This is a genomic window from Allobosea sp. Leaf344, from assembly GCF_001426225.1.
Taxonomy (GTDB): Bacteria; Pseudomonadota; Alphaproteobacteria; order Rhizobiales; family Beijerinckiaceae; genus Allobosea.
The window spans coordinates 252,932-277,550 of sequence record NZ_LMRT01000014.1 but is presented as its reverse complement, the minus strand read 5'-3'; the positions used below and the strand labels follow the sequence as shown (position 1 = coordinate 277,550).

Below are 24,619 nucleotides of genomic sequence, written 5' to 3'. Positions count from 1 at the left end.
GGCGCCGCCCGAGCTCGTCATGCGCGCGGCGATGCTGACGCCGGCCCTGCCGCGACTGGCCGCCCGGCTCGCGGTGATGGTCAGCGGCGAGGCCCTGCAGGGTGTCTTCAACCTCGGCCTGAACCTGGCCCTGCTGCAGGTCGCCTCGACCTATGATTACGGCGTCTTCGCGCTGGTGATGATCATCGGCGGGCTCGGCCTCACCTATGTGAGGTCGTTGACCGCCCTCCCCGCCAGCATCCTGATCTCGCAGAGCCGGAACACCCCGGCGGCGCAGGCGATCGAGGCGAGTTTCGGTGCCGCGGCGATGATCCTGGCGCTGGCGGCGGCGGCGCTCACCGCCGCGCTCTTGTCGCGCTGGCTGGAGCAGGGTGCGCTGGCGGGCGGCCTGTTCGTCTGGCTCTGGAGCATCCGCAGCCATTTGCGGACGGTGTTCTTCGCGCGCGGGCGCCAGGGTCTCGCCAGCCTGGGCGATGTCGCCTTCACCGCGAGCGGCATGGCCGGGGCGGCGCTGGTGCTCGCCATGGCGGCGCGCGGCGATGTGCTGGCGATGCTGTTCTGGGCCCTGGCGCTGGCCAATGGCCTCGCCATCCTGGTGATGCTCGGCCTGGCGCGAGACAAGGTGCGCCTGGCGCCGCCGCGCCATCTGCTGCGGCGCTACCGCAAGCTCTGGCGGGATCTGCGCTGGTCGCTGCTCAGCGTCAGCATCACCAATGCGCAGGGACAGGGCATGGCCTTCCTGGTCGCGGCCTGGGCCGGCCCCGCCGGTTTCGCGCCGATCGCGGCCGCCCTGCTGCTCTTCGCGCCGTTGCGCATCCTCTCGGCCGGCTTCGCCAACATGGCCCATCCCGAACTGGCGCGGCTGATGGCCCGGCACGACGAGCCGGAGATCGACAGGGTGCTGCGGCTCTGGCCGCTGCTGCTGGCGGTGCTGGGGTTCGGCTATCTCGCGGCGCTGCTGATCGCGCTGCGGCTGCTGCCGGCTAGTGTTTCGCTGCCGGCGGCGGATGGGGTGATGCTGCTGGCCTGGATCGCCAGCCTGATGCCGATGCTCTACGCCACGCCGCGAATCTGGCTCGAGATCAGACAGGACTACCGATCCATAGCGAGGCTGTCGCTGCTCGCAGCCGTGATCGGGCTCGGCCTGGTCAGCGTCATCCTGCTGCTGGCGCCGGCGCGCTGGGCGCTGTTCGGCGCGGCCGTCTCGGAAATCGTGGTGCTGGCCGGCAGCTGGGCCCTGGTGCGGCGCGGCCGCCGGGCGCGGTGACGCCGGCGAGTCCCGCCGCGAGACGACGCCAGCGCCCAATGAAAAACCGCCGGGTCGCCCCGGCGGTCATGAACAGGCCAGCCATGACCAGGCCAGCTCGGCCGGTCAGATGTCCTGGTCGCCCTGCAGCGCCGCCACCGGCGCCGGCCCCAGCCCATCCTTGTTGTAGATGTCGTCGCGGAACTGCACGCCGCCATCGGGCGTCGCCCAGGCGGTGACATAGACCCAGTAGCAGGGCACCGGCTGGGCGAGGCGCGCATTGATGCGCTCGCCGGACTGGATGACCTGGTCGATCTTGGCGCGGTCCCAGCCGGGCGTGTCCTTCAGCAGCCAGGCGATGTAGTCGCGCACGTTCTGGACGCGGATGCAGCCCGAGGAGACGAAGCGGTAATCATCGCCGAAAATGCCCTTGGCCGGCGTGTCGTGCATGTAGACGCCGTGCGGGCTCGGAATATTGATCCGGACGAAGCCGAGCGAGTTGAACTCGCCGCCCGGATCCTGGCGGAAGGTGTAGCGCGTGGCCTCGTCGGAATTCCAGTTGACGTTCTGCGGCGCGATCTCGCCATTGGGTCCGATGATGCGGATCTTGTTCTCGGTGAGGTAGTTCGGCTCCTTGCGCATCTTCGGGATCAGATCCTTGCGGATGATCGAAGCCGGCACGGTCCAGGTCGGGTTGAAATTGACCTCGGGGATCTTCGTCGAGAGCAGCGGCGACTGACGGTCGATCTTGCCGACGCCGGCGGCATGGCGCGTGGCGACATGGCCGTTCTCAACCGTCTCGACCATGGCGGCCGGGATATTGGCGACGACATAGCGGTTGCCGAGATTGCCGGACCAGGAGCGCAGCCGGACGACATTGGTCTCGAGCTGGCGGATGCGGCGCTCGATCGGCACGTTCAGTGCCGCCACCGTGGCGCGGTTGATCGCGCCGGTGGTCGAGAGCCCGACGCGGGACTGGAAGCGGCGCACCCCGGTCTCGACATAGGAATCATAAACGTTGCTGGTGCCGGCGGCGGCGTCGAGATCGCCGGTGACGATCAGGCGCTGGCGCAGGGCGACCACGCCCGGCCCGCGCGCACCGACGCCCATCCGCTCGCCGAGCTGGACCTGGGGCCAGCCGCCGCGGGCGGCGAGATCGCGATAGGCGGCGATCGCCTGTTCCGTACCCTGCAGCGATTCCGGCGACAGCATCGGCGTCGAGGAGCGCTGGACCGAGGTCCGCGCACCGGCATCGTAGCTCTGGCGCCATTCGGCCTGCTGGGCGAAGGCGGGAAGGCTGCCTGCGGTCGCGGCGCCCGACAGAAGTCCAAGCAGAGTGTCGCGTCGGGTCAGGCTCATCTTCGACATCTTATCCTCTTCCTCGCATCGCCCTGGCGTGGGTCATTCGGCCGACGTGATGACGGGCGCGCCGCCCCGGGCGGGCGCCGATCCGGATCGATCACTCCCCTACCACGGTTAACGTCGCGTGATGACAGCGGCGATTTTGAGGCATGGACGCAGCCGGCGGCGCCGAGGCGGGCGGGCTCTGCGATTGGGGCGGCGCTGTTGCAGAACCGCAACGGCCCGCGGGCCGAAGACCCCTGTGAGGCGTCGGTCCGGGATGCGGAAAGAGCCGGCGCGCGTGCCGGCCGCAAACGGCGGCAGGCGGAGCCGCTCCTGGGCAGCTCCGCCTGTCGCGACGGCTTCTCTCAGAGTTTGAAGCGGATCTGGTCGGTCCAGAAGCGCTCCAGACGGAGCAGCGCGTTGTTCATGCGTTCGAAATCATCGGCCGCGATGCCGCCGATCTGTTCGACGGTGCGGACATGCTTGTCGTAGACGCCCTTCACCAGATTGTGCACCTCCCGGCCCTTCTCGGTCAGGCTGATGCGCACCGAGCGACGGTCGATGCGGGAGCGGGCATGATGCAGGAAGCCGAGCTCGACCAGCTTCTTGACGTTGTAGGAGACGTTGGAGCCGAGATAATAGCCCCGCGTCCTGAGCTCGCTGGCGCTCAGCTCGGCATCGCCGATATTGTAGAGCAGCAGCGCCTGGACGCTGTTCACATCGTCGCGGTTGCGACGCTCGAACTCGTCCTTGATGACGTCCAGCAGCCGGCGGTGAAGCCGCTCGACCAGAGTCAGCGACTCCAGGTAGAGCGGCTTGACCTGCAGTTGAACGTCCTCGGATACAGCAACATCCGCAGTCTTGGTGCTCGCTTTCATGGTATACCCTGCCTGTTGTCTGGTCGGCCAGGATTGGCTCCCGGTCCGCTTCTGAAAATGACACTAGGCGGAACGCATGAAAACGAGTTTAAATATCAGGATGAACGAGAGATTTCCTGCTTTGGGTGAATCCAAGATGAAGCGGAAATCGCTTAAGCTAAAGCATTAGTTACTGCTGAACACAGCAATGAAGCGATCCGCACTCAGGCGTTTTCGACCTCCGCGAGCCAGGTCGCGACGAAATAGGCCAGGATCAGCCCGCCATAGGAGACCAGCAGCGGCAGGCTGAGCGGCAGCAGCCGCGGGAAGAAGAAGCCGAGCAGGAGCTGGCTGATGCAGGCGAGCAGCCAGAGCACCCCGCCCCAGGTGCTGGTCAGCCAGAGGCCGACCGCGGCCACGAGATCGATCACCGCGAAATAGACGGTGACGGCCTGGAAGCTGAGCAGCCGGTTCTCGAAGGGGATCGCCGCCTCGGGGCCGACGCCGAAGATGATGCTCCAGGCCATCAGCCCCTTGATCATCCAGATCACGGAAAGCAGCCGCAGCAGCCAGACCAGGACCAGGCGCCAACGCGTCGGCTTTTCCCGGACATCGCTCAGCGTGCCCTCGATCCGCTCCATCGGCTCGCCATCGCCGCCCATCGGCATGGCTCAGAGCTCCGGAAACAGGGCGTCGGCGCCGAGAGGCGCGAAATAGGCGGCGATATCGGCCGGATCGACCGCCTCCGGCGTGGCCGGCTGCCATTGCGGGGCGTGGTCCTTGTCGACCACCACCGCGCGCACGCCCTCGTAGAAATCATGGCCACGGACGATGCGCGAGACGATCCGGAATTCGAGCGCCATCGCCTCCTCGAAGGAGAGGCTCGCGCCGCGCCGCATCTGCTCGAAGGCGATGGCGACGCTGGTCGGGGATTTCGCCGCGATGGTCTGCAGCAGCTTGCCCGCGAAAGCGTTGCCGGCCTCGGCATGGCTTCGCAGGTGCTGCGTGATCGCCGGCAGCGTCGCCTGCCCGAAGCATTCGGCGATCAGCGCGCGCTCCGGCGCCAGCTTGCCCGGCCCCGCATGCTGGCTGAAGCCGGCGAGGATGTCGTCGAGCGCGCTGCGCCCGGTCAGCGCATCGACCAGCTCCGCCATGCGTCCGCTCGGCACGGCATGGGTGGCGAGGCCGAGGGCGATCGCATCCGCCGGACCGACGCGGTCCCCGGTCAGCGCGAGATAGATGCCCGCGGCATCGGGCAGGCGCGGCAGCGCATGGGTGGCGCCGACATCGGGAAAGAAGCCGATGCCGACCTCGGGCATGGCGAAGAGATAGCGATCCCCTGCGATGCGATGGCTGCCATGCAGCGAGATGCCGACGCCGCCGCCCATGACGATGCCGTCGATCAGCGAGACATAGGGCTTGGGATAGCGCTTGATCCGGGTGTTGAGGATGTATTCCTCGCGCCAGAAGCCCAGCATCTCGCGATGCCGCCCCTCCCGCCCGAGATCGTGCAGCGCCCTGATGTCGCCCCCGGCGCAAAACGCCTTCTCGCTGGCGCTGGAGACGATGATTCGGGTGACCTGCGGGTCGTGCTCCCAGGCATCGAGCGCCTTCGCCAGATCCCGCACCATGCCGAGCGACAGCGCGTTCAGCGCCTTTGGCCGGTTCAGGATGACGACGCCGGCGGCGCCGCGCGTCTCACAGAGGATTTCCGCTTCAGCAGCCATGGTGTCCCGTCATCCGGCAGTCGTGCGGCGGTTCTGAAGGCCGGAGGCGGCGCTTGTCAACGCAAGGCGCGCGGCGCTCATGCGACCACCGGTGCTGTTTTGGAATCGTTCCGATGTGCTAGACTTGCCGCAGGCCAGCGGTTCGGGCAGCGGAGACGGCTATGACATCGGGTATCGTGCGGCGCTTCGCGGCCCCGCAATCGCGCCAGGACGAGCCGGCCCAGCAGCGCGTGGAGTCGCTCGGCCTGACCCGCCGGATGCGGCGCAACCGCAAATCCGACTGGTCGCGCCGGCTGATCCGCGAGTCGGTGCTGACCACCAACGACCTGATCTGGCCGCTCTTCCTGGTCGATTCCACGCAAGCCCGCTCCGCCGTGGCCTGGATGCCGGGGGTGGACCGGCTCAATATCGAGGAGGCCGTGCGCCAGGCGGCGCATGCGGTCGAGCTCGGCATTCCCGCCATCGCGCCCTTCCCCTTCGTCGAGAAGAGCCTGCGCGACCCCACCGGCTCGGAGGCGCTGAACGCCCGCAACCTGATGTGCCGCGCCGTGCGCGCGATCAAGCAGGCGGTGCCGGAGATCGGCATCATCTGCGACGCGGCGCTCGACCCCTATACCTCGCACGGCCATGACGGGGTGATGGAGGGTGACCGCATCCTCAACGACGCCAGCGTGCGGGTGCTGACCCAGCAGGCGCTGGCGCTGGCCGAAGCCGGGGCCGACGTCATCGCCCCCTCCGACATGATGGATGGACGGGTCGGCGCGATCCGCGCCGCGCTCGACGAGGCGGGGCTGGACGATGTCCAGATCATGGCCTACGCCGCCAAATACGCCTCGGCCTTCTACGGCCCGTTCCGCGACGCGATCGGCACCAACGCCACGCTGATCGGCGACAAGCGCACCTACCAGATGGATCCGGCGAATTCCGACGAGGCGATCGCGGAGGTCGCGCTCGATCTCGAGGAGGGCGCCGACATGGTGATGATCAAGCCGGGAATGCCCTATCTCGACATCGTCGCGCGGGTGAAGGACCATTTCCGGGTGCCGACCTTCGCCTATCAGGTCTCAGGCGAATACGCGATGATCACCGCCGCTGCGCAGAATGGCTGGCTCGACGGCGACAAGGCGATGATGGAGAGCCTGACCGCCTTCAAGCGCGCCGGCGCGGATGGCGTCCTGACCTATTTCGCTCCGCGCGCCGCGGCGAAGCTCAAGGCCGGCGGCTGATCCGGCCCCTCGCCATAGCCCCGTCCGCAGCCCGCTGAGCGGCAAACCGCGCCGGCGGGGCCGGAGGTCGGCGCTCCTTCCGAATCCGCAGCCACCGTCGCGCGTCGCCGCTGTTCAAGCGCCCGGCTATGACGCTAGGGTCGGCGCGATGCGCGCCCTCCTGTTCCCGCTCCTGCTCATGCTCGCCCTCGCCGGCTGCGGAGAACGATTCGACACCGATCAGCAGCGGCTGTGCCGGCAGGCCATTTTGCCCTTCAACCCGCCCGGGGCGCAGATCACCATCGAAGGCAGCGGCCGCGGGCCCGTGCCCAACACGCTGCGCATCACCTATCGCGTGGAGCGCGGCGGGCTCGCGCGCAGCCGCACGCTCGACTGCCTGTTCCAGGGCCATGGCGGCGGGATGCAGCGCGGCGTGCTGGTCGGCGTCGCCTCCGACGGGCAGCCGATGAGCGACGCCAGCTTCTATCTGATGCGCCGCTTCTATCTCGAGAACCGGGCCGAGCCGCCGCCCGATCCGGGCGCGACGCAGATCGATGACCTGCCGCGCCTGCCGGCCGGGCTCGCCTATGGGCTGCAGCAGGGCCTCAGCGCCCTGCCCTCCGCCGCCGTCTATGCGCTGCTCGCCGCCTCCTATGCGCTGATCTACGGGCTCACCGGCCGGATCATCCTGAGCTTCGGGGAGTTCGCGGCGCTCGGCGCGCTGGCGGCCGTGGTCGGCGTGGCGCTGGTGCTGTCGCTGCCGGCCTCGACACCGGTGGCCGGGCTGGTGGTGGCGGTCATCGTCGCGCTGTGGGTCGCGGCGCTGCATGGATTCGCCATGGGGCGCTACGTGCTGGGGCCGCTGCGGCGGGCGAGCGGCCAGCAGGTGCTGATCGCCACCATTGGGCTGGCGATCGCGCTCTCGGAATATCTGCGGTTGGTCCAGGGTCCGGAGCTGCGCTGGCTGCCCCCCGTGCTGAACGATCCGATCGGCGTCGCCCATTCCGGCAGTTTCGTGGTGACCGTGACGCCGCTGGCGCTCGGCCTCGCCCTGCTGGGGCTGACGCTGGCGCTGGCGCTCGTGCTGCTGATCCGGTTCAGCGGGTTCGGCCGGGCCTGGCGCGCCGTCTCGGACGATGCCCGGACGGCGTCTCTGTTCGGCGTCGATGCCAGGCGCGTGCACGATCTCGCGCTGCTCCTGGCCTGCGCGGCCTGCGGGCTCGCCGGCGTGATCGTCACTGCCATCTATGGCGGGATGGGCTTTGCGGGCGGATTCTCGCTGGGGTTGAAGGCGCTGGTCGCGGCGGTGCTCGGGGGCATCGGCTCGGTGCCGGGCGCCGCGCTCGGAGGCCTCGCCATCGCCCTGTTCGAGGTGTTGTGGTCGCTGTATCTGCCGCTCGAACAGCGCGATCTCGCCGTCTATTCTCTGCTCGCCATCGTGCTGATTCTGCGGCCTGGCGGATTTTTCGGCGATGGCGCGCTGGCGCCGCGCCAGGTTTGACCGGAGCAGCCGCGATGAGCGTCCCCTTCAGCATCGATTTCGCCGCGATCGAGACAGCGGCAGAGCGCATCGCCGGCCATGTGCTGCGCACGCCCCTGGTGCCGGCGCCGCGCCTGTCGGAGCTGACCGGTGCCAGCGTGCTGGTGAAGCACGAGAACATGCAGGCCACCGCCTCCTTCAAGGAGCGCGGCGCGGTCAACAAGCTCCTGACCCTGGATGCGGCGGAACGCGAGCGCGGCGTGATCGCGATGTCGGCCGGCAACCACGCCCAGGCGGTCGCCTATCATGCCCGCCGCTTCGACGTGCCGGCGACGATCGTGATGCCCGAGACAACGCCTCTGGTGAAGGTCGAGAACACCCGCGGCCATGGCGCCCGCGTCGTGCTGCATGGCGAGACGCTGTATGAATCGGCGGAGCGCGCCCGCGAGCTGGCGCAGGCGGAGGGGCTGGTCTTCGTCCACCCCTATGACGACCCCGCGGTGATGGCGGGCCAAGGCACGATCGCCCGCGAGATGCTGGAGGATGCGCCCGATCTCGACGTGCTGATCATCCCTCTGGGCGGCGGCGGGCTGATGGCCGGCAATGCGATCGCCGCCAAGGCGCTGAAGCCCGGGATCGAGCTCGTCGGCGTCGAGGCCGCGCTCTACCCCTCCTTCCACAATGCGGTGAGCAAGGGCGATCTGCCGATCGGGGGGCCGACGCTCGCCGAGGGCATCGCCGTCAAGACGGTCGGGGTGCAGACCCTGCCGATCGTGGCGCAGCTGGTCTCCGACATCGTGCTGGTGGGCGAGGATCTGATCGAGCGCGCGGTCAACGCCTATGCATGCCTGCAGCATACGCTCGCCGAGGGTGCGGGGGCGGCGGGGCTCGCCGCGATGCTCGAGCAGCCCGGCCGCTATGCCGGCCGCAAGGTCGGCCTCATCCTCTGCGGCGGCAATATCGATACCCGCCTGCTCGCCGCGATCATGGTGCGCGAACTGGAGCGCGAGGGGCGGATCGTCTCCTTCCGCCTGACCACCAGCGACCGGCCGGGGCTGCTCGGCAAGGTGGCGAGCCTGCTGGGGGATGAAGGGGCGAATATCCTCGAGGTCAGCCATGGCCGCCTGTTTCTCGACGTGCCGGCCAAGGGCGTGACGCTCGACGTGACGGTGGAGACCCGCAGCGACAGCCATGCCCGCGCCATCGAGGCCGCGCTGCGCCAGCAGGGCTTCGCCCCGCACCGGATCTTTCCGCGCGGGCAGGAGGCCGGTTGACGGCGACAGGTCCCTGACGGGCAAACCTCGACGGACCTTGCGGAACCGACGCGGCGACCAAACATTGTGCCCGGTAACGCGCGCGAGAGGCGCAGCGTCCAAGGACACGATGGCAGGAACCAAGGGAATGACCGACCAGCGCTACAGCCAGAGCCCGATCACGCCGATCGAGCAGCGGCCCCTGCAGGATGTCAGCGGCGTGCTGGGCTCGCGGCTCTTCGCCTGGATCGGCGATATCGTCATCCTGTTCTTCCTGGGCGGCGCCATCGTTCTGCTGCTCGGCATCCTCGGCATCGTCACCTTCGGCGCGACCTGGCTGCTGATCCCGATCGCCACCGTCGCGACCGGCCTCGGCTATGCCGCGCTGACCGTCGGCGGGCCGCGCCAGGCGACGCTGGGGATGCGGATGGCGGGGCTGAAGGTGGAAACCGCCGCCGGCGGCCGGCCCGACGGGCTCGCCGCGGCCGTCCATGCGCTGCTCTTCTATGTCGCTGCCAGCACGGTCGGGCTGTGGGCGATCGACATCCTGATCGGCTTCGCCCGCAGCGACCGGCGGATGGGCCATGACCTGCTGACCGGGCTCGTCGTCGTGCGGGCGTGACGGCTCGAGGTTCGGCGGGCGGCAGGCGCGCCGGCATGAGTCCGGGCGACTGCGCGCCGTCAAGCGCCGCGCGTGCTTGTTGCCCGGGCCCCAGCTGCTAGACTGTGCCTCGATCGATTGTGCCGGAGCCGGACCAACGTGACGCGCCCATTGCGGGATGCCCCGCAATTCTACCTGACCTCTCCGACCACGTGCCCCTATCTGCCCGGGCGCGAGGAGCGCAAGGTGTTCACCCATCTTGTCGGAGCGCGGGCGCGCGACCTCAACGACGTGCTGAGCCAGGGCGGTTTCCGCCGCTCCCAGAGCATTGCCTATCGCCCGGCCTGCGAGAGTTGCCGCGCCTGCGTGTCCGTACGGGTCTGCGTGAATGATTTCAGGCTGTCGCGCGGCTTCCGGCGGATCGCCACGCGCAACAGCGACCTGATCGGCGAGGCCCTGCCGCCGCAGCCGCGCTCCGAGCATTATTCGCTGTTCCGCAGCTATCTCGACGAACGCCACCCGGAAGGCGGGATGGCGACGATGTCGGCGCTGGATTTCGCGATGATGGTCGAGGACACGCATGTCGAGACCTCGCTGATCGAATATCGCCGCCGCGGCCCCGATAGCGGTTTCACAGGTCGCGGCCAGGGCGACCTGTTCGCGATGGCCCTGACCGACACGCTGAGCGACGGGCTCTCGATGGTCTATTCGGTCTATGATCCCGGCCTCGAACTGCGCTCGCTCGGGACGTTCATGGTGCTCGATCACATCGCGCGGGCCCGCAAGCTCGGCCTGCCCTATGTCTATCTCGGCTATTGGGTCGATGGGTCGCCCAAGATGGCCTATAAATCCCGCTTCACGCCGCAGGAGCGGTTGACGCCCCAGGGCTGGGAGCGGGTCGGCTGAGCGCTGCACCCCGCCGTCTAACCGATTGAAACGCATGGCCGCGCGGCGGCAACGGGCTTGCGCGGCGCGGCGGCGCTCGCCACTCTGCCGGTCAAGGCCCGGCTATGAGTGGCCATTGGAGGACGCATGAGCGACGAGCTGACGCAGCGCCTGGAACGCTGCTACACCGGCATCATCCACGACACGATGCGGGCCATGGGCCTGACCGATTTCACGCTGCCGCCGGCGCTGCGCCCGCTGCTGCCGGGGCAGAAGCTGGCCGGGCCGGCCTTCACAGTGGAAGGCAAGACAGGCGAGTTCGACGCGCATGAGACGCTTTTGGGCTGGACCGGGCTGCTGTCGCGGGCAAAACCCGGGCATGTCTGGGTGTGCCAGCCGAACACCGACGAGATCGCGCTGATGGGCGAGTTGTCGGCCGAGACGCTGAAGAACAAGGGCGTGCGCGGCTGTGTCATAGACGGGCTGTCGCGCGACACGGAATTCATGATCGAGATGGAGTTCCAGGCCTTCTTCAAGGCCTATACGCCGCGCGACATCGTCGGGGCCTGGCTGCCCAAATCAGTCGACGAACCCGTCAAGATCGGCGAGGTCTGGATCAGGCCGGGCGATTACATCCTGGGCGATCGCGACGGGGTGGTGCGCATCCCGGCCGAGATCATCGATGAGGTGCTGGACAAGGCCGAGACGGCGATCTCGACCGAGAACAGGGTTCGCACCGCGATCCTCGCCGGAACCGACCCGCAGCAGGCCTATCTGCAATATGGCAAATTCTGAGACGCATGACGGCAGGCTGATCCTGCTCGATCCGCGCGACAACGTCTTCGTGGCGCGGGTGCGGCTGGCGGCGGGCGAAACCCTCGAAACGGGGGCCGGCGCCGCCAGGCTCGACCGGGATGCGCCGCTCGCCCACAAGATCGCGCGGCGCGCCATCGCCGCCGGCGAGACGATTCTGAAATACGGCGCGCCGATCGGCGTGGCGACGCAGGCGATCGCCGCCGGCGCGCATGTCCATGTCCACAACCTGCGCAGCGACTACACCCCGACCTATCACCTCGAAGACGAACGCCAGCCGGGAGCCGGTTCATGAGCGCATTGCGCGGCTATCTCCGCTCCGACGGGCGCAAGGGCATCCGCAACACCGTCGCGGTCGCCTATCTCGTGGAATGCGCCCATCACGTCGCGCGGGAGATCGCTCTGCCCTGGCGCGAGGATGGGGTGCATGTCATCGGCTTTCCCGGCTGCTATCCGAACAGCTATGCCGAGACCATGCTGGAGCGGCTGTGCACGCATCCGAATGTCGGGGCGGTGCTGCTGGTCTCGCTCGGCTGCGAGAGCTTCAACAAATATGCGCTGGAACGGGCGGTGCGGGCCAGCGGAAGGCCGGTCAAGACGCTGGTCATCCAGGGCACGGGCGGCACCCGCGCCTCCATCGCCGAAGGGCGCAGCTGGGTCGAGTCGCAGCGGCTTTCGCTCGACGACCAGGAGACGGTGCCGATGGCGATCTCCGAACTGGTGGTCGGGACGGTGTGCGGCGGCTCGGACGGCACCTCCGGCATCACCGGCAACCCCGCCGCGGGGCGCGCCTTCGACCTGCTGATCGCCGAAGGCGCGGCCTGCATCTTCGAGGAGACCGGGGAGCTGATCGGCTGCGAGCACATCATGGCCGCGCGCGCGCTGACGCCGGAGCTCGGGCTGGAGCTTGAGCGGGCCGTCGCCAAGGCGGCGCGCTATTACGCCACGCTCGGCTACGGTTCCTTCGCCGCCGGCAATGCGGAGGGCGGCCTCTCCACCATCGAGGAGAAATCGATGGGGGCCTATGCCAAATCCGGCGCCTCGCCGATCTCGGGCCTGTTGAAGCCCGGCGACATCCCGCCGCGCGGCGGGCTCTACCTGCTCGACGTCGTGCCCGATGGCGAGGTCCGCTTCGGTTTCCCCAACATCAACGACAATGCCGAGATCGCCGAGCTCATCGCCTGCGGGGCGCATTGCGTGCTCTTCGTCACCGGGCGCGGCTCGGTCGTCGGCTCCGCGATCTCGCCCGTCGTCAAGATCTGCGCCAATCCCGAGACCTATCGGCGCATGGCCGACGACATGGACGTCGATGCCGGCCGGATCCTGGAAGGCCGCGCCAGCCTCGACGATGTCGGCCGCGAGATCCGCGACCTCGTCCTCGGGCTCGCCAGCGGTGGGGCGACGCGCTCGGAGACGCTGGGTCATCAGGAGTTCGTCCTGACCTATAAGAGCTTCGAGCCGATCGGTCCGGCCTGCCTGCCCGCGGCATGAGCGAGCGATCTTCCGTCGCGTCAGTTTTTTTCGTCTACCCTTTACTTTCGCAATTCGCCTTAAGCCAATTTCAAAGGAATGTGCTGATATTGAACCCCGGCCAAAGGGCTGGGGGTATTTATGCTGCATGATCTGAGCCGGATGCCGGCTGACCTGTCTTCGGATGCGCGCCGGCAATTGCTGAACGCGGTGACCGACCTGTTCCTGCTCGACGAGGCCCCGAGCGAGGCGTCCAAGGAGCATTACGGAGAGATCGCCACGCAATCCCTGGTCCATCTGGGGCAGGAGGATCGGATCGGCTATGCTGGCCAGGTGGCGGATGTGCCGACCCTTCCGCGCAATGTCGCGATCACCCTCGCCAATGATTCCGATGCCGATGTGGCGCGGCTGGTGCTGAAGCTCTCGCCAGTGCTCTCGGATACCGATCTCGCCGCGATCGCGGTGACGCAGTCGCAGCGCCATCTCGTCGCGATCGCGGAACGGGCCCGGCTGTCGGAAGGCCTGACCGATATCCTGGTCGAGCGCGGCGACCGCGACGTCCTGCAGACCGTCAGCTCGAATGGCGGCGCGACCTTCTCCGACCAGGGTTTCGACACGCTGCTGCAGCGCGGCGGCGGCGATCCCGACATCACCGGCGCGCTCTCGCGGCGCATCGACCTGGCGCCGCAGCGGGCGGAGCGGGTCCTGCGCATCGTCGAGCAGATGGCCGATCCCACCGCCGGCAATGTCGCGGCCGCGCGCACCCTCGCCCGCCAGGCGCGCCAGCAGAGGCTGGAGGTCAAGCTCCTGCTCGCGGATCTGACCGCGGGCATCCGCTCGCTCGACGATGTCGTGACGATGCTGGCGGAGGAGGACCGTGCCTATCATCTGGCGCAGGTGCTGGCGCAGGCCGCCGCGATCACGCCGGAACAGGCGCTGCGCGTGCTGATGCAGCGCGATCCGAGCGGCATCGCCGTGACCTGCAAATCGCTCGGCCTCGGCGCGCCGGCCTTCTCGGCCGCGATGGAACTGCGCGGGCGGCGACTGCGGTTCAAGGCCAAGGACATCGAGGATGCGGTGCGCGATTACACGAGGCTCGACGCCGCGACGGCCGAGCGGACCCTGCGCTTCCTGAAGCTGCGGACCAAGCTGAGCTGAGGCGCCGGGAACAGCCGCCACAAATCCGCGACAATCGCACCGCCCTCTGCTAGGCTGAAGCTCGATGATGCGGAGGCAGGCTATCGTGAGATTGACGCTGATCGGCGCTGCGCTGGGTGTGGCCACACTCGCCTCGAGCGGCGCCCAGGCGCAGGTCGCCCTGCCCTATTGGGGTTTCTCCGCCCTGCCCTCCTTCGCCTGGACGGAGCCGACTTTGGCGCCAGGCGGCGTCAAATGGGACGGCTCCTACGCCCGGATCTCCAGCGGCTTCCAGGTCACCAGCTCGAAGCGCCTCGGCACCCATGCCGGCCCGACCATCGGGCTCGAGGCGGGAACGCTGAAGCGCGAGGGCAATTTCGTCTATGGCGTGGTCGGCGCGCTGGAATACATGCCCGCCATCGGCGGCTATGGCACGCCGGGCTTCGGGAATGTCGCCTATACCCGCGACTTCGCCGGCGCCTTCGAGGTGAAGACCGGCGTGCTGCTGAACGAGAACCTGCTGCTCTACACCAAGGTCGGCGCCGCGGCGCTGAACGAGAGCATCCGCTACGGGGCGACGCCCTTCTCCGCCCCCTTCAACCGCAGCGACCTCGCCATTCGCCCGGTGGCGAAGGCCGGCGTCGAATGGGCGGTGACGCATAATCTGACGCTCGGGCTCGAGGTCGGCGTCGTCGGCCAGGATCTGCGCTGAGCGCGTGATGCGCGCCGCCGCCGGCTGCTGAGCCAGCCGCCGGGTTCAGGCGAAGCGGTTGTTCTTCGGGAAGCCCTTCGGCGGGAGCCGGCCCGATTCGCCGCGATGGCCCAGCCATTCCATCAGCTCGTTCTGCGCCACGGTCCAGGTGCGGCCGGACGTGTCGCGCCAAGTCAGCCCGTCCGACAGCCTGAACACCTTGGCATCGGAGACGCCGCCATCCTTGTAGCGCTGCAGACGCACGCCCTTGCCCCGCGCCATCTCCGCGACCTCCGATAGCGGGAAGCACAGCAGCTTGCGGTTCTCGCCGATGATCGCGACATGGTCTCCCTCGGCCGGCACGGCCAGCAGGGCTACGGCCGGCGCGTCGACATTCAGCACCTGGCGCCCCTTGCGGGTATTGGCCACCACCTCGTCGGTCAGCGCCACGAAACCGCGCCCATCCGTCGTCACCATCAGCAGCTTCAGGCCGGGCCGGTAGGGGAAGGCCGAGACGATCTCCGCCGTCTCCTCCAGTTCGATCATCAGACGGATCGGGTCTCCGAAGCCGCGCCCGCCGGGCAGCCTGGCGACGTCGAGGGTAAAGACCTTGCCGTTCGAGGCCAGCACCAGGATCTTGGCCGTCGTCTCGCTGAAGAAGGCGGTGCGCAGCGCGTCGTCGCCCTTGAAGCTGAGCGTGCCGAGATCCTGGATATGGCCCTTCAGCGCGCGGATCCAGCCCTTCTTGGAGATCACCACCGTCACCGGCTCGCGCTCGACCATCGCCTGGGTGAGGTCGATATCGGTGGTGTCGGGCATGTCGGCGAAGCTGGTGCGGCGCTTGCCGATGGCGGTTTCCGGCCCGTAGAGCTTCTTCACCTGGCGGATATCGTGCGAGATCAGCTTCCACTGGGTGGCGTCGGAGGCGAGCAGCGCGCGGATCTGCTCCTCTTCCTTGATCAGCTCGTCCAGCTCGGTCTTGAGCTGCATCTCCTCGAGCTTGCGCAAGGCGCGCAGCCTGGTGTCCAGGATGGCGTTGGCCTGGACTTCGCTGAGCTCGAAATAGCGCATCAGCTCGACCTTCGGCTCATCCTCCTCCCGGATGATCTTGATGACGCGATCGAGGTCGAGATAGACGATCAGCAGGCCGCGCAGGATCTCCAGCCGCCGCTCGATCTGGCCGAGCCTGAAGCGCGAGCGCCGCTGCAAGACGGTGCGGCGATGCTCCAGCCATTCGCGCAGCGCTTCGCTCAGCCCGAGCACCCGCGGCACCAGCCCGCCGGTCAGCACGTTCATGTTCATGGCGATGCGCGCTTCCAGCTCAGACAGCCGGAACAACGATTCCATCATCAGATTGGCGTCGACGGTGCGCGAGCGGGGCTCGATGACGATGCGGATATCCTCGGCCGATTCATCGCGGAGATCGGCCACCAGCGGCAGCTTCTTGTCGTTGAGCAGCTCGGCGATCTTCTCGATCAGCCGGCCCTTCTGAACCATGTAGGGGATCTCGGTGACGACCACCTGCCAGGCGCCGCGATCGAGCTCCTCCTTCTGCCAGCGCGCGCGGGTGCGGAAGGCGCCGCGGCCGGTGCGGTAGGTCTCCGCCATCGAGGCGCGGGTCTCGACGATGACGCCGCCGGTGGGGAAATCCGGCCCCTGCACGAAGGTCATCAGCTGTTCGGACGCGGTGTCGAGGTGCTGGATCAGATAGAGCGCCGCGTCGCACAGCTCGGCCGCATTATGCGGCGGGATCGCCGTCGCCATGCCGACCGCGATGCCCTGCGAGCCATTGGCCAGCAGGTTCGGGAAGGCGGCTGGGAGGACGATCGGCTCCTCGTCCTCGCCATTATAGGTGTCGCGGAAATCGACCGCATCCTCCTCGATCCCGTCGAGCAGGAGCCGCGCCACATCGGTCATGCGCGCTTCGGTGTAGCGATAGGCGGCGGCATTATCGCCGTCGACATTGCCGAAATTGCCCTGGCCGTCGACCAGCGGGTAGCGCTGCGCGAAATCCTGCGCCAGGCGCACCAGCGCGTCATAGACCGACTGGTCGCCATGGGGATGGAATTTGCCGATGACGTCGCCGACGATGCGGGCGCATTTCTTGTGCATCTGCCCGGGGTCGAGCCGGAGCAGCCGCATGGCGTGGAGGATCCGCCGATGCACGGGCTTGAGACCGTCGCGCGCATCGGGAAGAGCGCGATGCATGATGGTGGAGAGCGCATAGGCGAGATAGCGCTCTTCCAGCGCCGTCTTCAGATCGATGCGCTCGGACTCGTCCTCCGGCGGCGGATCGACCGGCTTCCCCATGGCGGCATCACCTCAATGCGATTTCGTCCGCGCCTCTATCGCACGGCGCGAATCGCCCCGCTAGAAGGGAGCCGGGCGATATCCCCTTATCAAATCGGCCGGCGGCCCCGGCTGTGACGGAGAGCCTCATGAGCAGCCATGAGATCGGCAATGACCGGGCGCTCTGCGCCCTGACGGGACGCTCCCTGCCCCGGCGCGAACTGGTCCGGCTCGACACGCTGCGCCCGGCGCTGGCGGATGCGATCCGCCGCGACCACCCGGCGCTCGAGCCGCATGCGCTGGTGGCGCAGGATCAGGTCGCCGGCTACCGCGCCCGCTACGTCACCGCTCTGCTGGCGAGCGAGCGGGGCGAGCTGAGCGAGCTCGACCGGCAGGTGGCGGCGAGCCTGTCCTCGTCCGAGCTGATCACCAGCAACACCGATGACGAGATCGACCGCGACCGGACGCTCGGCCAGAGGCTGGCCGACCATGTCGCCAGTTTCGGCGGGAGCTGGCGCTTCCTGATCACGTTCGGGCTGATCCTCGCGGTCTGGATGGCGATCAACATCGTCGGCATCGCGCATTTCGATCCCTACCCGTTCATCCTGCTCAATCTCGCGCTGTCCTGCCTCGCGGCGGTGCAGGCGCCGGTGATCATGATGAGCCAGCAGCGGCAGGAGGCGAAGGACCGCGCCCGCTCGCGCAACGACTACCAGATCAACCTGAAGGCGGAGCTGGAAATCCGGCATCTGCACGAGAAGATGGACCATCTGGTCAACCGGCAATGGCAACGCCTGGCCGAGATCCAGCAGGTCCAGATCGAGCTGCTGCAGGAGCTGCGCGGCGCTCAGGGCGGCGAGGCCGGTCCGTTGCGCGCGGCGAAATCGACGAGCCGCGCGCGCTCGGGCGGCTCGGCCAAGCCGCGCGGCTCGAAGACGTAGCGGCGCAGGAAATGCCCGGTCAGCGCGAAGCCCGCCGCCAGATCGGCCGGCGTCGGCTGGCGCGCGCCCTGCCCCTCGCCGAGAAAGGGCGGCAGCGGCAGCAGCCGGTCGAGATAGGGCTGCGCAGCCCGGCGGCTAACGGCCTTGCCGGATTTCGGGGAGACGTGGCTGAGCTCGTCCGGCGAGCCGGTGACGGCGCAGCGGGTGAGATCGAGCCCGAAGCCGAGTTCGCCCAGCATCGCCACCTCGAAGCGGATCACCAGGGCCGGCGCCAGCGCCGGCTCGTCGAGATGGGCGACCAGCACGGCGAGCGCCGCGTGCAGGCCGGGATGCGGATCGCGCTCCGGCAGCAGCCGCAGCAGCGCCGCCACCGTGCCGAGCCCGTAGAGCGCCACCGGCGCCGCGATCAGCCGCGCCGCATGCGATGCGAGCAGCTCGACCCTGTACTCGCCGAGATGCTCGTCCAGCCGGCCGCGCCAGGTCAGGGATACCGCGTTGCCGGGCTGAAGAACCGGCTGCTGCCTGGTGGAGCGGCCGCCGCGGACGAGGCCGAGATGGCGGCCGTGATGTCGCGTCATCGCCTCCAGGATCACGGCCGTCTCGCCATGCCGCCGGACGCCGATGATCGTGGCCTCGTCGCTCCATTCCATCGCCGACATCTAGGGCGATCGGTGCTGCGGTTTCCAGCCCGAAAAGCCTCTGGGGTGCAGAACGCCCCGCGCCGCGCGCGATGTCAGGCGACGTATTGCGCGATGCCGCCGCCGAAGGACCAGTTCTCGCGCTTCACCTCGAGCAGGTTGATGAAGATGTCGTCGGGCCTGAGGCCCGGATCCTGCTGCAGATTGGCTGCGATCGCGGCGTAGAGCGCCTTCTTCTGGGTGACGCCGCGCGTATTTGCCACGGTGATCTGGATGATCGCCATCTGGTCGGAGCGCTGGAAGCCGAAGAAGTGCGGATCGGCGATGAACTCGCCCTCCTCATGCTGATGGACGACGGCGAAGAGATCGTTCTCCGGAACTTCGAAAGTGGCGCGCAGGGCGCGGTAGACGCCGTCGACGAGGGCGGCGATCTGCGCGGCGGGGCGGCCGCGGCGCAGCGAGATGCGGATCAGGGGCATGGAAATCTCCGGCGATGGCACGGGCGCGGCCCGCAGACGTCGAGACCATAGGCTTGTCCTCATCATCCTAAAACCGCATAGATGCGATATCAGAGATACGGATAGGGGATGATTGATGCTGCAGGCCCTCGACCCCGAAGCCGTCGCGGCCTTTCTGCGCACGGCCGATCTCGCCAGTTTCACCCGGGCGGCCGAGGCGCTGGGCACCACCCAATCCCTGGTCAGCACGCGCATCCGCCGACTGGAGGACCGGCTCGGCAAGATGCTGCTGCAGCGCCATCCGCGACTCGTCCGGCTGACGCCCGAGGGCGAGCGCTTCGTCCCCGCCGCGCGGGAGCTGATGGCTGCACATGGCAAGGCGGCCTCGGTTTTCGAGACGGCGCCCGAGCGCATGGCGATCGGGATCAGCGAGCAGGCGGTCGGTGCCGAGATCCCCACCCTGCTGGCGCGGCTGGCATCCTCCCATCCGGATGTGCTGCTGACCCTGCGGATCGAGCCGTCGCTGGCGCTGGAGGCCGCTTTCGAGCGCGGCGAGCTCGATGTCGTGATCATCCGCCGCCTCACCCCCGGCCGGACGGGCGAGGTGCTGCGTGAGGATGGATTCGGCTGGTTCGCGGCGGAGCGGCTGCCACGCCGGCCGGGTGAGCCGCTGCCGCTGATCAGCCTGATGCCGGATTGCTGGCTGCGCCAGCACGGGATGGCGGCGCTGGACCGCGCCGGCCTGGCCTGGCGCGAGGCCTTCATCGGCGGCGGCATGGCGGCCGTGCTGGCCGCGATCGCCGGCGGGCTCGGCATCGCGCCGCTGGCAACGCGGCTGGCGCCGCCGGGCACGGTCGAGATCGGGCGGGATTGGGGCCTGCCCGAACTCGGCAGCTCCTGCGTGGTGATGCGAAGTCAGCTGGCGACGCCGCGCGCCCGGGCGCTGCTCCGGGAATTGGCGGCGGCGTTCCGCGCCGGCTGAGCCCGCCGCTACCCGACCACCCGCTCGACCCGGCTGATCACCCGCTTCTCGCGCAGCTCGCTGATGATGGCGCTGAGATGCTTCAAATCCCAGACCGTGAGGTCGATGGTGACGTCGGTGAAATCCGGATTGGGCCGGACCATCTGGACCTGGTCGATATTGCCGCCATGCTCGGCGATGGTGGTGGTGATCTGCGCCAGCGAGCCGGGCTCGTTGATCGATTTCAGGGCGATGCGGGCGGGAAAGCGCTGCGGCGCCTTGTCGTCGAGGTCCCAGCGCACGTCGAGCCAGCGCTCCGGCTCATTGTCGAAGGCGGCCAGAGCGGAGGATTGGATCGGATAGATCGTCACGCCCTCGCCGGGGGTCAGGATGCCGACGATGCGGTCCCCCGGCACGGCCCCGCCATCGGGCGCGAAACGCACCGGCAGATCGCCGCCGAGCCCGCGGATCGGGATGGCGACCGCATCGGGCCCCTCGCCCGGCAGCTTGAATTTGAGGTTGTCGCCCTTGCGCAGCTCGAACCAGCCCTTGCCGGCCGGCGCGCCCAGGCCCGCCGCCTTGGCATCGGAGGCCGCCCGCTTTTCCGGTTCGAGATCGGGGTAGACGGCCTTGACCACATCGCCGGAATACATTTCGCCGCGGCCGACGGCGGCCAGCACGTCGTCGACGCCGGTGCGCGCCAGCCGCTTCAGCGCGGCCTTGAGCTTGTCGTCGTTGAAGGGCCGTTCCGCGCGGTGGAAAGCCCGCTCCAGGATCTGGCGGCCGAGGCCGGCATATTGCCGGCGCACGGCGGCGCGGGTGGCGCGGCGGATGGCGGCACGCGCCTTGCCCGTGACGACGAGCGCCTCCCAGGCGGCCGGCGGTGCCTGGCCCTCCGCCCGGGTGATCTCGACCTCGTCGCCATTCTGCAGCTCGGTCAGCAGCGGCGCGATGCGCCCGTTGATCTTGGCGCCGACGGCGGTATTGCCGACATCGGTATGCACGGCATAGGCGAAATCGATCGGGGTGGCGCCGCGCGGCAGGGCGATCAGCCGGCCCTTCGGCGTGAAGCAGAAGACCTGGTCGTGGAAGAGCTCGAGCTTGGTGTGTTCGAGGAATTCCTCGGGGCTGTCGCCCTCGGCGAGCAGGTCGACGGTGCGGCGCAGCCATTGATAGGCCCGGCTCTCGTCGCCGAACTGCATGATCTCGGTGGTGCGGCCATCCTTGTAATGGGCATGGGCGGCGATGCCGTATTCCGCGATCCGGTCCATCGTATCGGTGCGGATCTGCAGTTCGACGCGGCTATGGCCGGGGCCGACCACCGTGGTGTGGATCGAGCGGTAGTCGTTCTGTTTGGGGGTCGAGATGTAGTCCTTGTAGCGGCCCGGCACCATCGGCCAGGTCATGTGCACGATGCCGAGGACGCGGTAGCAATCCTCCGGCTGCTCGACGATGACGCGGAAGCCGAAAATATCCGAGAGCTGCTCGAAGGACACCGATTTCCGCTCCATCTTCTTCCAGATGGAATAGGGCCGCTTGCGCCGTCCGGAGACCTGCGCCTGGATGCCACGCGCGGCGAGCTTCTCCTTCAGATCGCTCTCGACGATGCCGATGACCTTGCCCTCGCGCTCGGTCACCTCCTCCAGCCGCTTCGTCACCGTGGCATGGGCTTCGGGCTTGATGTGGCGGAAGGCGAGCTCCTCCAGCTCCTCGCGCAGCTCCTGCATGCCCATCCGCCCGGCCAGCGGGGCATAGATCTCCAGGGTCTCCTCGGCGATGCGCAGCCGCTTTTCCGGCGGCACGAAGTGCAGGGTGCGCATATTGTGCAGGCGGTCGGCGAGCTTGACCAGCAGGACACGGACATCGTCGACGATGGCGAGCAGCAGCTTGCGGAAATTCTCGCCCTGGACCGCCTTCTTCGAGACCAGGTCGAGCTTCTTGATCTTGGTCAGCCCGTCGACCAGCCGGCGGATCTCCGGACCGAACATGCCCTCGATCTCTTCGAGCGTGGCGGCCGTGTCCTCGACCGTATCATGCAGCACCGCCGCGACGATGGTGGCGTCGTCGAGCTTGAGATCGGTGAGGAGCGCCGCGACCTCGAGCGGATGGGCGAAGAACGGGTCCCCGGAGGCGCGCTTCTGCGTTCCATGCGCGCGCATGGCATAGACATAGGCCCGGTTGAGCATGTCTTCGTCAGTATTGGGATTGTAGCTCCTGACCCTGTCAACGAGCTCGTATTGCCGCATCATGCCCATGCGGGCCCTCTGTCACGCCTGCCGACTCCGAACGAAGCAATATCGACGCCGGCGCCTCCCGCGGCAAGCCGCATTACCGTTCCGGACAAGAAAAAGCCCGGCAATGCCGGGCTTTAGCAAACAAAGTGAAGATATCGCGACGGGGTTCAGTCCTCGTCGTCGGCGCTCTCGGTCGGCGGCACCAGCCCGTCCAGCCCGCGCAGCAGATCGTCCTCGCTCATCCGGTCGAACTGCACCTCGGAATCGGAGGCCGCGGCGTTCGGCACGGAGGTGGTGAGCAGCGGCACGGTCTCGGCCTCCGGCTCGTCGACCTCGACATGCTTCTGCAGCGAATGGATCAGATCCTCCTTGAGATCCTCCGGCTTCAGCTTCTCCTCGGCGATCTCGCGCAGCGCGACGACCGGGTTCTTGTCGTTGTCGCGGGGCACCAGGATGGATGAGCCGGACGCGATCATCCGCGCGCGATGGCTGGCCAGCAGGACCAGTTCGAAACGGTTGTCGACCTTGTCGATGCAATCTTCAACGGTGACGCGAGCCATGGGGCGGCTCCTTCTGATCTCGGCGATGCAGGGAAGTTGTTGCCCGGCCATACAGGCTATGACCGGGCAATGCAAGATTTTGCTGAAGCCTCAGCCCCGCATCCGCCGGATGATCTCGTCCAGGTTCGGCTCGCCCCGCCACAGGCCATCCTTGCGCTCCACCACCGCCATCGACGGCAGCTCATGCGGCTTCAGCTCGGAGAAGCGCAGCCGCATCGTCGTCGCCACGCCCTCGCCGAAGGCGATGGCCTCGCGGTTGCCGATCGAGGAGAGGAAGTTGATGGTGCTTGCCGAAGCGTCGGCGATGGCCGAGCGGATGATCTGCTGGTCGCGCTCATTGGCGAGGCGCATCGCGAAGACGGTGGAGCATTGCGACAGGATGGTCGCATCGAGCTCGCCCGGCCGCTGCGTGACGACGCCGAGATAGGCGCCGTATTTGCGGCCCTCCTTGGCGATGCGCGCAATCGCCTGGCGCGTCGGGGCGAAGCCGAGCTCCGGGTTGGCCGGGACGTAGCGATGCGCCTCCTCGCAGAGCACCAGCACCTCATAGGCGCCCTGGCTGGCGACGGCGAGATCGAAGGCGAGCCGCGACAGCACGGAAGCGGCGGCGTTGACGACCTCGGAGGGCAGCCCGCCGAGCTGGAACACCGTGATCGGGCGGCCGTGATCGGGCACGCGGAAGAGCTGGGAGACGATCGGCCCCATGGTCTCGATCATGTTGGCGCGGGCGAACATGAAACGATAGCGCGGATCGGCATGGAGCGCTTCGAGCCGCACCTTGAGCGAGCGCAGCGAGGCGCGCGGCCAACGCTGCTCGTGCAGGCCGATGAGCTCATCGAGGACGGCGAAGACATCCTTCATCCGGTAGGGGGTGGGCGCATCGACGCTGCTGGCGGTGGCCGGCTCCGTCACGCCGTCGCGCGCGCCATCGAGCGGGCGCTTGAGCAGCGAGGCGCCGAGATCGCGCGAAGAGAACTGCCCGGCCGGGGCGCGATAGCGGGCGCGCGCGGAGTAGACGACCTCGCGCAGGATGTCGGCCTCGTCGGCCAGCGCATCGCGGCCGCGGAACACGACATCCGCCAGTTCCTCGAGCTTGAACATCCAGAAGGGCAGATCGACGCTGTCGGCATCGATGGTGACGGCGCGATCGGGAAAGGCGTTGGCGTATTCATTGTGCGGGTCGAGGATCAGCACGCGCAGCCGCGCCCGCGACGCCACGCATTTGCGCAGCAGCAGCGACACGGCGCTCGATTTGCCGACGCCCGTGGTGCCGAGGATGGCGAAGTGCCGGGAGAGCATGTCGCCGATGCAGACCGTGGCCGGGATCGACTCGTCCTGGGTGAGATGGCCGATGGTCACGGCCTCGCGCAGGCCGAGATCGTGAACCAGGGTCAGATCCTCGGCGCGGATCCGGTGGGCCGGCGCGCCGACCGAGGGGTAGACGCCGATGCCGCTGCGGAATCGCGGCGGCTGGCCCGGACTCTCCGAGACCTCGCCCAGCAATTCGACCTGGACATGCACCGGATTGGGGCCGGTCTCGCTCCAATGCTCCTGCGTCGCCTTCATCTCGTAGACGAGGCAGACGATGCGCGTGGTTCCGAGATTGATCGAGATCAGCCGTCCGATCGTCCAGGTTTCGGGACCCTGGAAGGCGTTGCTGTCGATGCTGCTCGCGATCGTCGCGCGCGAGCCGTCGCAGGCGATGACGCGACCGAGCATGCGGTCCGGCGGCTGGAAGACCGATCGCCGCTCGGGCTGCAGATCGGCCTCGAACTGTCCGGGTTTCACTGCCAGCTGCACAGCGGTCTCTGCCTCTCTTGACGCACGGA

Annotated in this window: 23 protein-coding genes; 13 read left to right on the top strand and 10 right to left on the bottom strand. The window is 68.2% G+C overall.

Features of this window, described 5'->3' with window-relative positions; all coding sequences use genetic code 11:
- The first annotated feature begins 19 nt into the window (after positions 1 to 19).
- A complete protein-coding gene (locus tag ASG72_RS20790) occupies positions 20 to 1,267 on the top strand; it encodes a hypothetical protein (protein WP_156395954.1) in 1,248 nt (415 codons plus the stop codon).
- A gap of 105 nt (positions 1,268 to 1,372) precedes the next feature.
- Here ASG72_RS20790 and ASG72_RS13255 read toward each other — a convergent pair whose 3' ends face one another.
- The 4 genes from ASG72_RS13255 to ASG72_RS13240 all read right to left on the bottom strand — a co-directional run bounded on the left by ASG72_RS13255 (position 1,373) and on the right by ASG72_RS13240 (position 5,174).
- Complete coding sequence (locus ASG72_RS13255; RefSeq protein WP_056714631.1) at positions 1,373 to 2,605, bottom strand: L,D-transpeptidase family protein; 1,233 nt, start codon at positions 2,603 to 2,605, stop codon at positions 1,373 to 1,375.
- Between the two features lie 350 nt (positions 2,606 to 2,955).
- Complete coding sequence (locus tag ASG72_RS13250; protein ID WP_056712997.1) at positions 2,956 to 3,468, bottom strand: winged helix DNA-binding protein; 513 nt, start codon at positions 3,466 to 3,468, stop codon at positions 2,956 to 2,958.
- A 203-nt stretch (positions 3,469 to 3,671) separates the two neighbouring features.
- Complete coding sequence (locus ASG72_RS13245; RefSeq protein ID WP_156395953.1) at positions 3,672 to 4,115, bottom strand: DUF6163 family protein; 444 nt, start codon at positions 4,113 to 4,115, stop codon at positions 3,672 to 3,674.
- Positions 4,116 to 4,118: 3 nt separating this feature from the next.
- Positions 4,119 to 5,174 carry an enoyl-CoA hydratase/isomerase family protein gene (locus ASG72_RS13240; protein WP_056712996.1) on the bottom strand — a complete coding sequence of 352 codons (1,056 nt, stop codon included), beginning with the start codon at positions 5,172 to 5,174 and terminating at the stop codon, positions 4,119 to 4,121.
- 257 nt (positions 5,175 to 5,431) lie between these two features.
- On the opposite strand from ASG72_RS13240, the gene hemB reads away from it, so the two are divergent.
- The 10 genes from hemB (at position 5,432) to ASG72_RS13190 (ending at position 14,730) form a co-directional block, all read left to right on the top strand.
- Positions 5,432 to 6,400, top strand: a complete 969-nt coding sequence (gene hemB / locus ASG72_RS13235) for a porphobilinogen synthase (protein WP_244488836.1) — start codon at positions 5,432 to 5,434, stop codon at positions 6,398 to 6,400.
- Positions 6,401 to 6,548: 148 nt separating this feature from the next.
- Positions 6,549 to 7,880: a branched-chain amino acid ABC transporter permease gene (locus ASG72_RS13230; protein ID WP_056712994.1), complete on the top strand. Its 1,332-nt coding sequence runs from the start codon at positions 6,549 to 6,551 to the stop codon at positions 7,878 to 7,880.
- A gap of 14 nt (positions 7,881 to 7,894) precedes the next feature.
- Positions 7,895 to 9,133 (top strand): threonine ammonia-lyase, encoded by a 1,239-nt coding sequence (locus ASG72_RS13225; protein ID WP_056712992.1) that lies wholly within the window; start codon positions 7,895 to 7,897, stop codon positions 9,131 to 9,133.
- A gap of 127 nt (positions 9,134 to 9,260) precedes the next feature.
- The gene (locus ASG72_RS13220; protein WP_056712990.1) at positions 9,261 to 9,734 is read left to right on the top strand and encodes an RDD family protein; all 474 of its coding nucleotides are present in this window, start codon (positions 9,261 to 9,263) and stop codon (positions 9,732 to 9,734) included.
- Between the two features lie 138 nt (positions 9,735 to 9,872).
- A complete protein-coding gene (locus ASG72_RS13215) occupies positions 9,873 to 10,619 on the top strand; it encodes an arginyltransferase (RefSeq protein ID WP_056712988.1) in 747 nt (248 codons plus the stop codon).
- A 126-nt stretch (positions 10,620 to 10,745) separates the two neighbouring features.
- Positions 10,746 to 11,393 carry an RraA family protein gene (locus ASG72_RS13210; protein WP_056712987.1) on the top strand — a complete coding sequence of 216 codons (648 nt, stop codon included), beginning with the start codon at positions 10,746 to 10,748 and terminating at the stop codon, positions 11,391 to 11,393.
- The gene (locus tag ASG72_RS13205) at positions 11,380 to 11,706 is read left to right on the top strand and encodes a UxaA family hydrolase (protein WP_056712986.1); all 327 of its coding nucleotides are present in this window, start codon (positions 11,380 to 11,382) and stop codon (positions 11,704 to 11,706) included. The genes ASG72_RS13210 and ASG72_RS13205 overlap by 14 nt, the downstream gene beginning before the upstream one ends.
- Positions 11,703 to 12,902 carry a UxaA family hydrolase gene (locus ASG72_RS13200; RefSeq protein WP_056712985.1) on the top strand — a complete coding sequence of 400 codons (1,200 nt, stop codon included), beginning with the start codon at positions 11,703 to 11,705 and terminating at the stop codon, positions 12,900 to 12,902. Before ASG72_RS13205 ends, ASG72_RS13200 begins: the two co-directional genes overlap by 4 nt.
- 141 nt (positions 12,903 to 13,043) lie before the next feature.
- Complete coding sequence (locus ASG72_RS13195) at positions 13,044 to 14,039, top strand: DUF2336 domain-containing protein (protein ID WP_162246251.1); 996 nt, start codon at positions 13,044 to 13,046, stop codon at positions 14,037 to 14,039.
- Positions 14,040 to 14,124: 85 nt separating this feature from the next.
- Positions 14,125 to 14,730: a hypothetical protein gene (locus ASG72_RS13190; protein ID WP_244488795.1), complete on the top strand. Its 606-nt coding sequence runs from the start codon at positions 14,125 to 14,127 to the stop codon at positions 14,728 to 14,730.
- A gap of 45 nt (positions 14,731 to 14,775) precedes the next feature.
- Here the strand turns inward: ASG72_RS13190 and parC are convergent, their stop codons facing one another.
- The gene (gene parC / locus ASG72_RS13185) at positions 14,776 to 17,019 is read right to left on the bottom strand and encodes a DNA topoisomerase IV subunit A (protein WP_056712980.1); all 2,244 of its coding nucleotides are present in this window, start codon (positions 17,017 to 17,019) and stop codon (positions 14,776 to 14,778) included.
- 128 nt (positions 17,020 to 17,147) lie between these two features.
- On the opposite strand from parC, the gene ASG72_RS13180 reads away from it, so the two are divergent.
- The gene (locus tag ASG72_RS13180; protein WP_082540327.1) at positions 17,148 to 17,939 is read left to right on the top strand and encodes a DUF1003 domain-containing protein; all 792 of its coding nucleotides are present in this window, start codon (positions 17,148 to 17,150) and stop codon (positions 17,937 to 17,939) included.
- Here the strand turns inward: ASG72_RS13180 and recO are convergent.
- Positions 17,846 to 18,589 (bottom strand): DNA repair protein RecO, encoded by a 744-nt coding sequence (gene recO / locus ASG72_RS13175; protein WP_056714621.1) that lies wholly within the window; start codon positions 18,587 to 18,589, stop codon positions 17,846 to 17,848. The genes ASG72_RS13180 and recO overlap by 94 nt on opposite strands.
- 83 nt (positions 18,590 to 18,672) lie before the next feature.
- A complete protein-coding gene (locus tag ASG72_RS13170) occupies positions 18,673 to 19,056 on the bottom strand; it encodes a tautomerase family protein (protein WP_056712977.1) in 384 nt (127 codons plus the stop codon).
- A gap of 115 nt (positions 19,057 to 19,171) precedes the next feature.
- On the opposite strand from ASG72_RS13170, the gene ASG72_RS13165 reads away from it, so the two are divergent.
- Positions 19,172 to 20,017, top strand: coding sequence for a LysR family transcriptional regulator (locus ASG72_RS13165; RefSeq protein WP_056712972.1), 846 nt, complete (start codon positions 19,172 to 19,174; stop codon positions 20,015 to 20,017).
- Positions 20,018 to 20,025: 8 nt separating this feature from the next.
- Here the strand turns inward: ASG72_RS13165 and ASG72_RS13160 are convergent, their stop codons facing one another.
- The 3 genes from ASG72_RS13160 to ASG72_RS13150 all read right to left on the bottom strand — a co-directional run bounded on the left by ASG72_RS13160 (position 20,026) and on the right by ASG72_RS13150 (position 24,590).
- Positions 20,026 to 22,245 (bottom strand): bifunctional (p)ppGpp synthetase/guanosine-3',5'-bis(diphosphate) 3'-pyrophosphohydrolase, encoded by a 2,220-nt coding sequence (locus tag ASG72_RS13160; RefSeq protein ID WP_056714618.1) that lies wholly within the window; start codon positions 22,243 to 22,245, stop codon positions 20,026 to 20,028.
- Positions 22,246 to 22,397: 152 nt separating this feature from the next.
- Complete coding sequence (gene rpoZ / locus ASG72_RS13155; protein WP_056712970.1) at positions 22,398 to 22,790, bottom strand: DNA-directed RNA polymerase subunit omega; 393 nt, start codon at positions 22,788 to 22,790, stop codon at positions 22,398 to 22,400.
- 90 nt (positions 22,791 to 22,880) lie between these two features.
- Positions 22,881 to 24,590, bottom strand: a complete 1,710-nt coding sequence (locus ASG72_RS13150) for an ATP-binding protein (protein WP_056712967.1) — start codon at positions 24,588 to 24,590, stop codon at positions 22,881 to 22,883.
- Between the last annotated feature and the right edge of the window lie 29 nt (positions 24,591 to 24,619).

Bases quoted from the DNA above. Each gene is read 5' to 3' on its own strand.
- ASG72_RS20790 (WP_156395954.1), top strand. From the start codon at position 20: ATGCGCGCGGCGATGCTGACGCCGGCCCTGCCGCGACTGGCCGCCCGG.
- ASG72_RS13255 (WP_056714631.1), bottom strand. From the start codon at position 2,605: ATGAGCCTGACCCGACGCGACACTCTGCTTGGACTTCTGTCGGGCGCC.
- ASG72_RS13250 (WP_056712997.1), bottom strand. From the start codon at position 3,468: ATGAAAGCGAGCACCAAGACTGCGGATGTTGCTGTATCCGAGGACGTT.
- ASG72_RS13245 (WP_156395953.1), bottom strand. From the start codon at position 4,115: ATGCCGATGGGCGGCGATGGCGAGCCGATGGAGCGGATCGAGGGCACG.
- ASG72_RS13240 (WP_056712996.1), bottom strand. From the start codon at position 5,174: ATGGCTGCTGAAGCGGAAATCCTCTGTGAGACGCGCGGCGCCGCCGGC.
- hemB (WP_244488836.1), top strand. From the start codon at position 5,432: ATGCGGCGCAACCGCAAATCCGACTGGTCGCGCCGGCTGATCCGCGAG.
- ASG72_RS13230 (WP_056712994.1), top strand. From the start codon at position 6,549: ATGCGCGCCCTCCTGTTCCCGCTCCTGCTCATGCTCGCCCTCGCCGGC.
- ASG72_RS13225 (WP_056712992.1), top strand. From the start codon at position 7,895: ATGAGCGTCCCCTTCAGCATCGATTTCGCCGCGATCGAGACAGCGGCA.
- ASG72_RS13220 (WP_056712990.1), top strand. From the start codon at position 9,261: ATGACCGACCAGCGCTACAGCCAGAGCCCGATCACGCCGATCGAGCAG.
- ASG72_RS13210 (WP_056712987.1), top strand. From the start codon at position 10,746: ATGAGCGACGAGCTGACGCAGCGCCTGGAACGCTGCTACACCGGCATC.
- ASG72_RS13205 (WP_056712986.1), top strand. From the start codon at position 11,380: ATGGCAAATTCTGAGACGCATGACGGCAGGCTGATCCTGCTCGATCCG.
- ASG72_RS13200 (WP_056712985.1), top strand. From the start codon at position 11,703: ATGAGCGCATTGCGCGGCTATCTCCGCTCCGACGGGCGCAAGGGCATC.
- ASG72_RS13195 (WP_162246251.1), top strand. From the start codon at position 13,044: ATGCCGGCTGACCTGTCTTCGGATGCGCGCCGGCAATTGCTGAACGCG.
- parC (WP_056712980.1), bottom strand. From the start codon at position 17,019: ATGGGGAAGCCGGTCGATCCGCCGCCGGAGGACGAGTCCGAGCGCATC.
- ASG72_RS13180 (WP_082540327.1), top strand. From the start codon at position 17,148: ATGAGCAGCCATGAGATCGGCAATGACCGGGCGCTCTGCGCCCTGACG.
- recO (WP_056714621.1), bottom strand. From the start codon at position 18,589: ATGGAATGGAGCGACGAGGCCACGATCATCGGCGTCCGGCGGCATGGC.
- ASG72_RS13170 (WP_056712977.1), bottom strand. From the start codon at position 19,056: ATGCCCCTGATCCGCATCTCGCTGCGCCGCGGCCGCCCCGCCGCGCAG.
- ASG72_RS13165 (WP_056712972.1), top strand. From the start codon at position 19,172: ATGCTGCAGGCCCTCGACCCCGAAGCCGTCGCGGCCTTTCTGCGCACG.
- ASG72_RS13160 (WP_056714618.1), bottom strand. From the start codon at position 22,245: ATGATGCGGCAATACGAGCTCGTTGACAGGGTCAGGAGCTACAATCCC.
- rpoZ (WP_056712970.1), bottom strand. From the start codon at position 22,790: ATGGCTCGCGTCACCGTTGAAGATTGCATCGACAAGGTCGACAACCGT.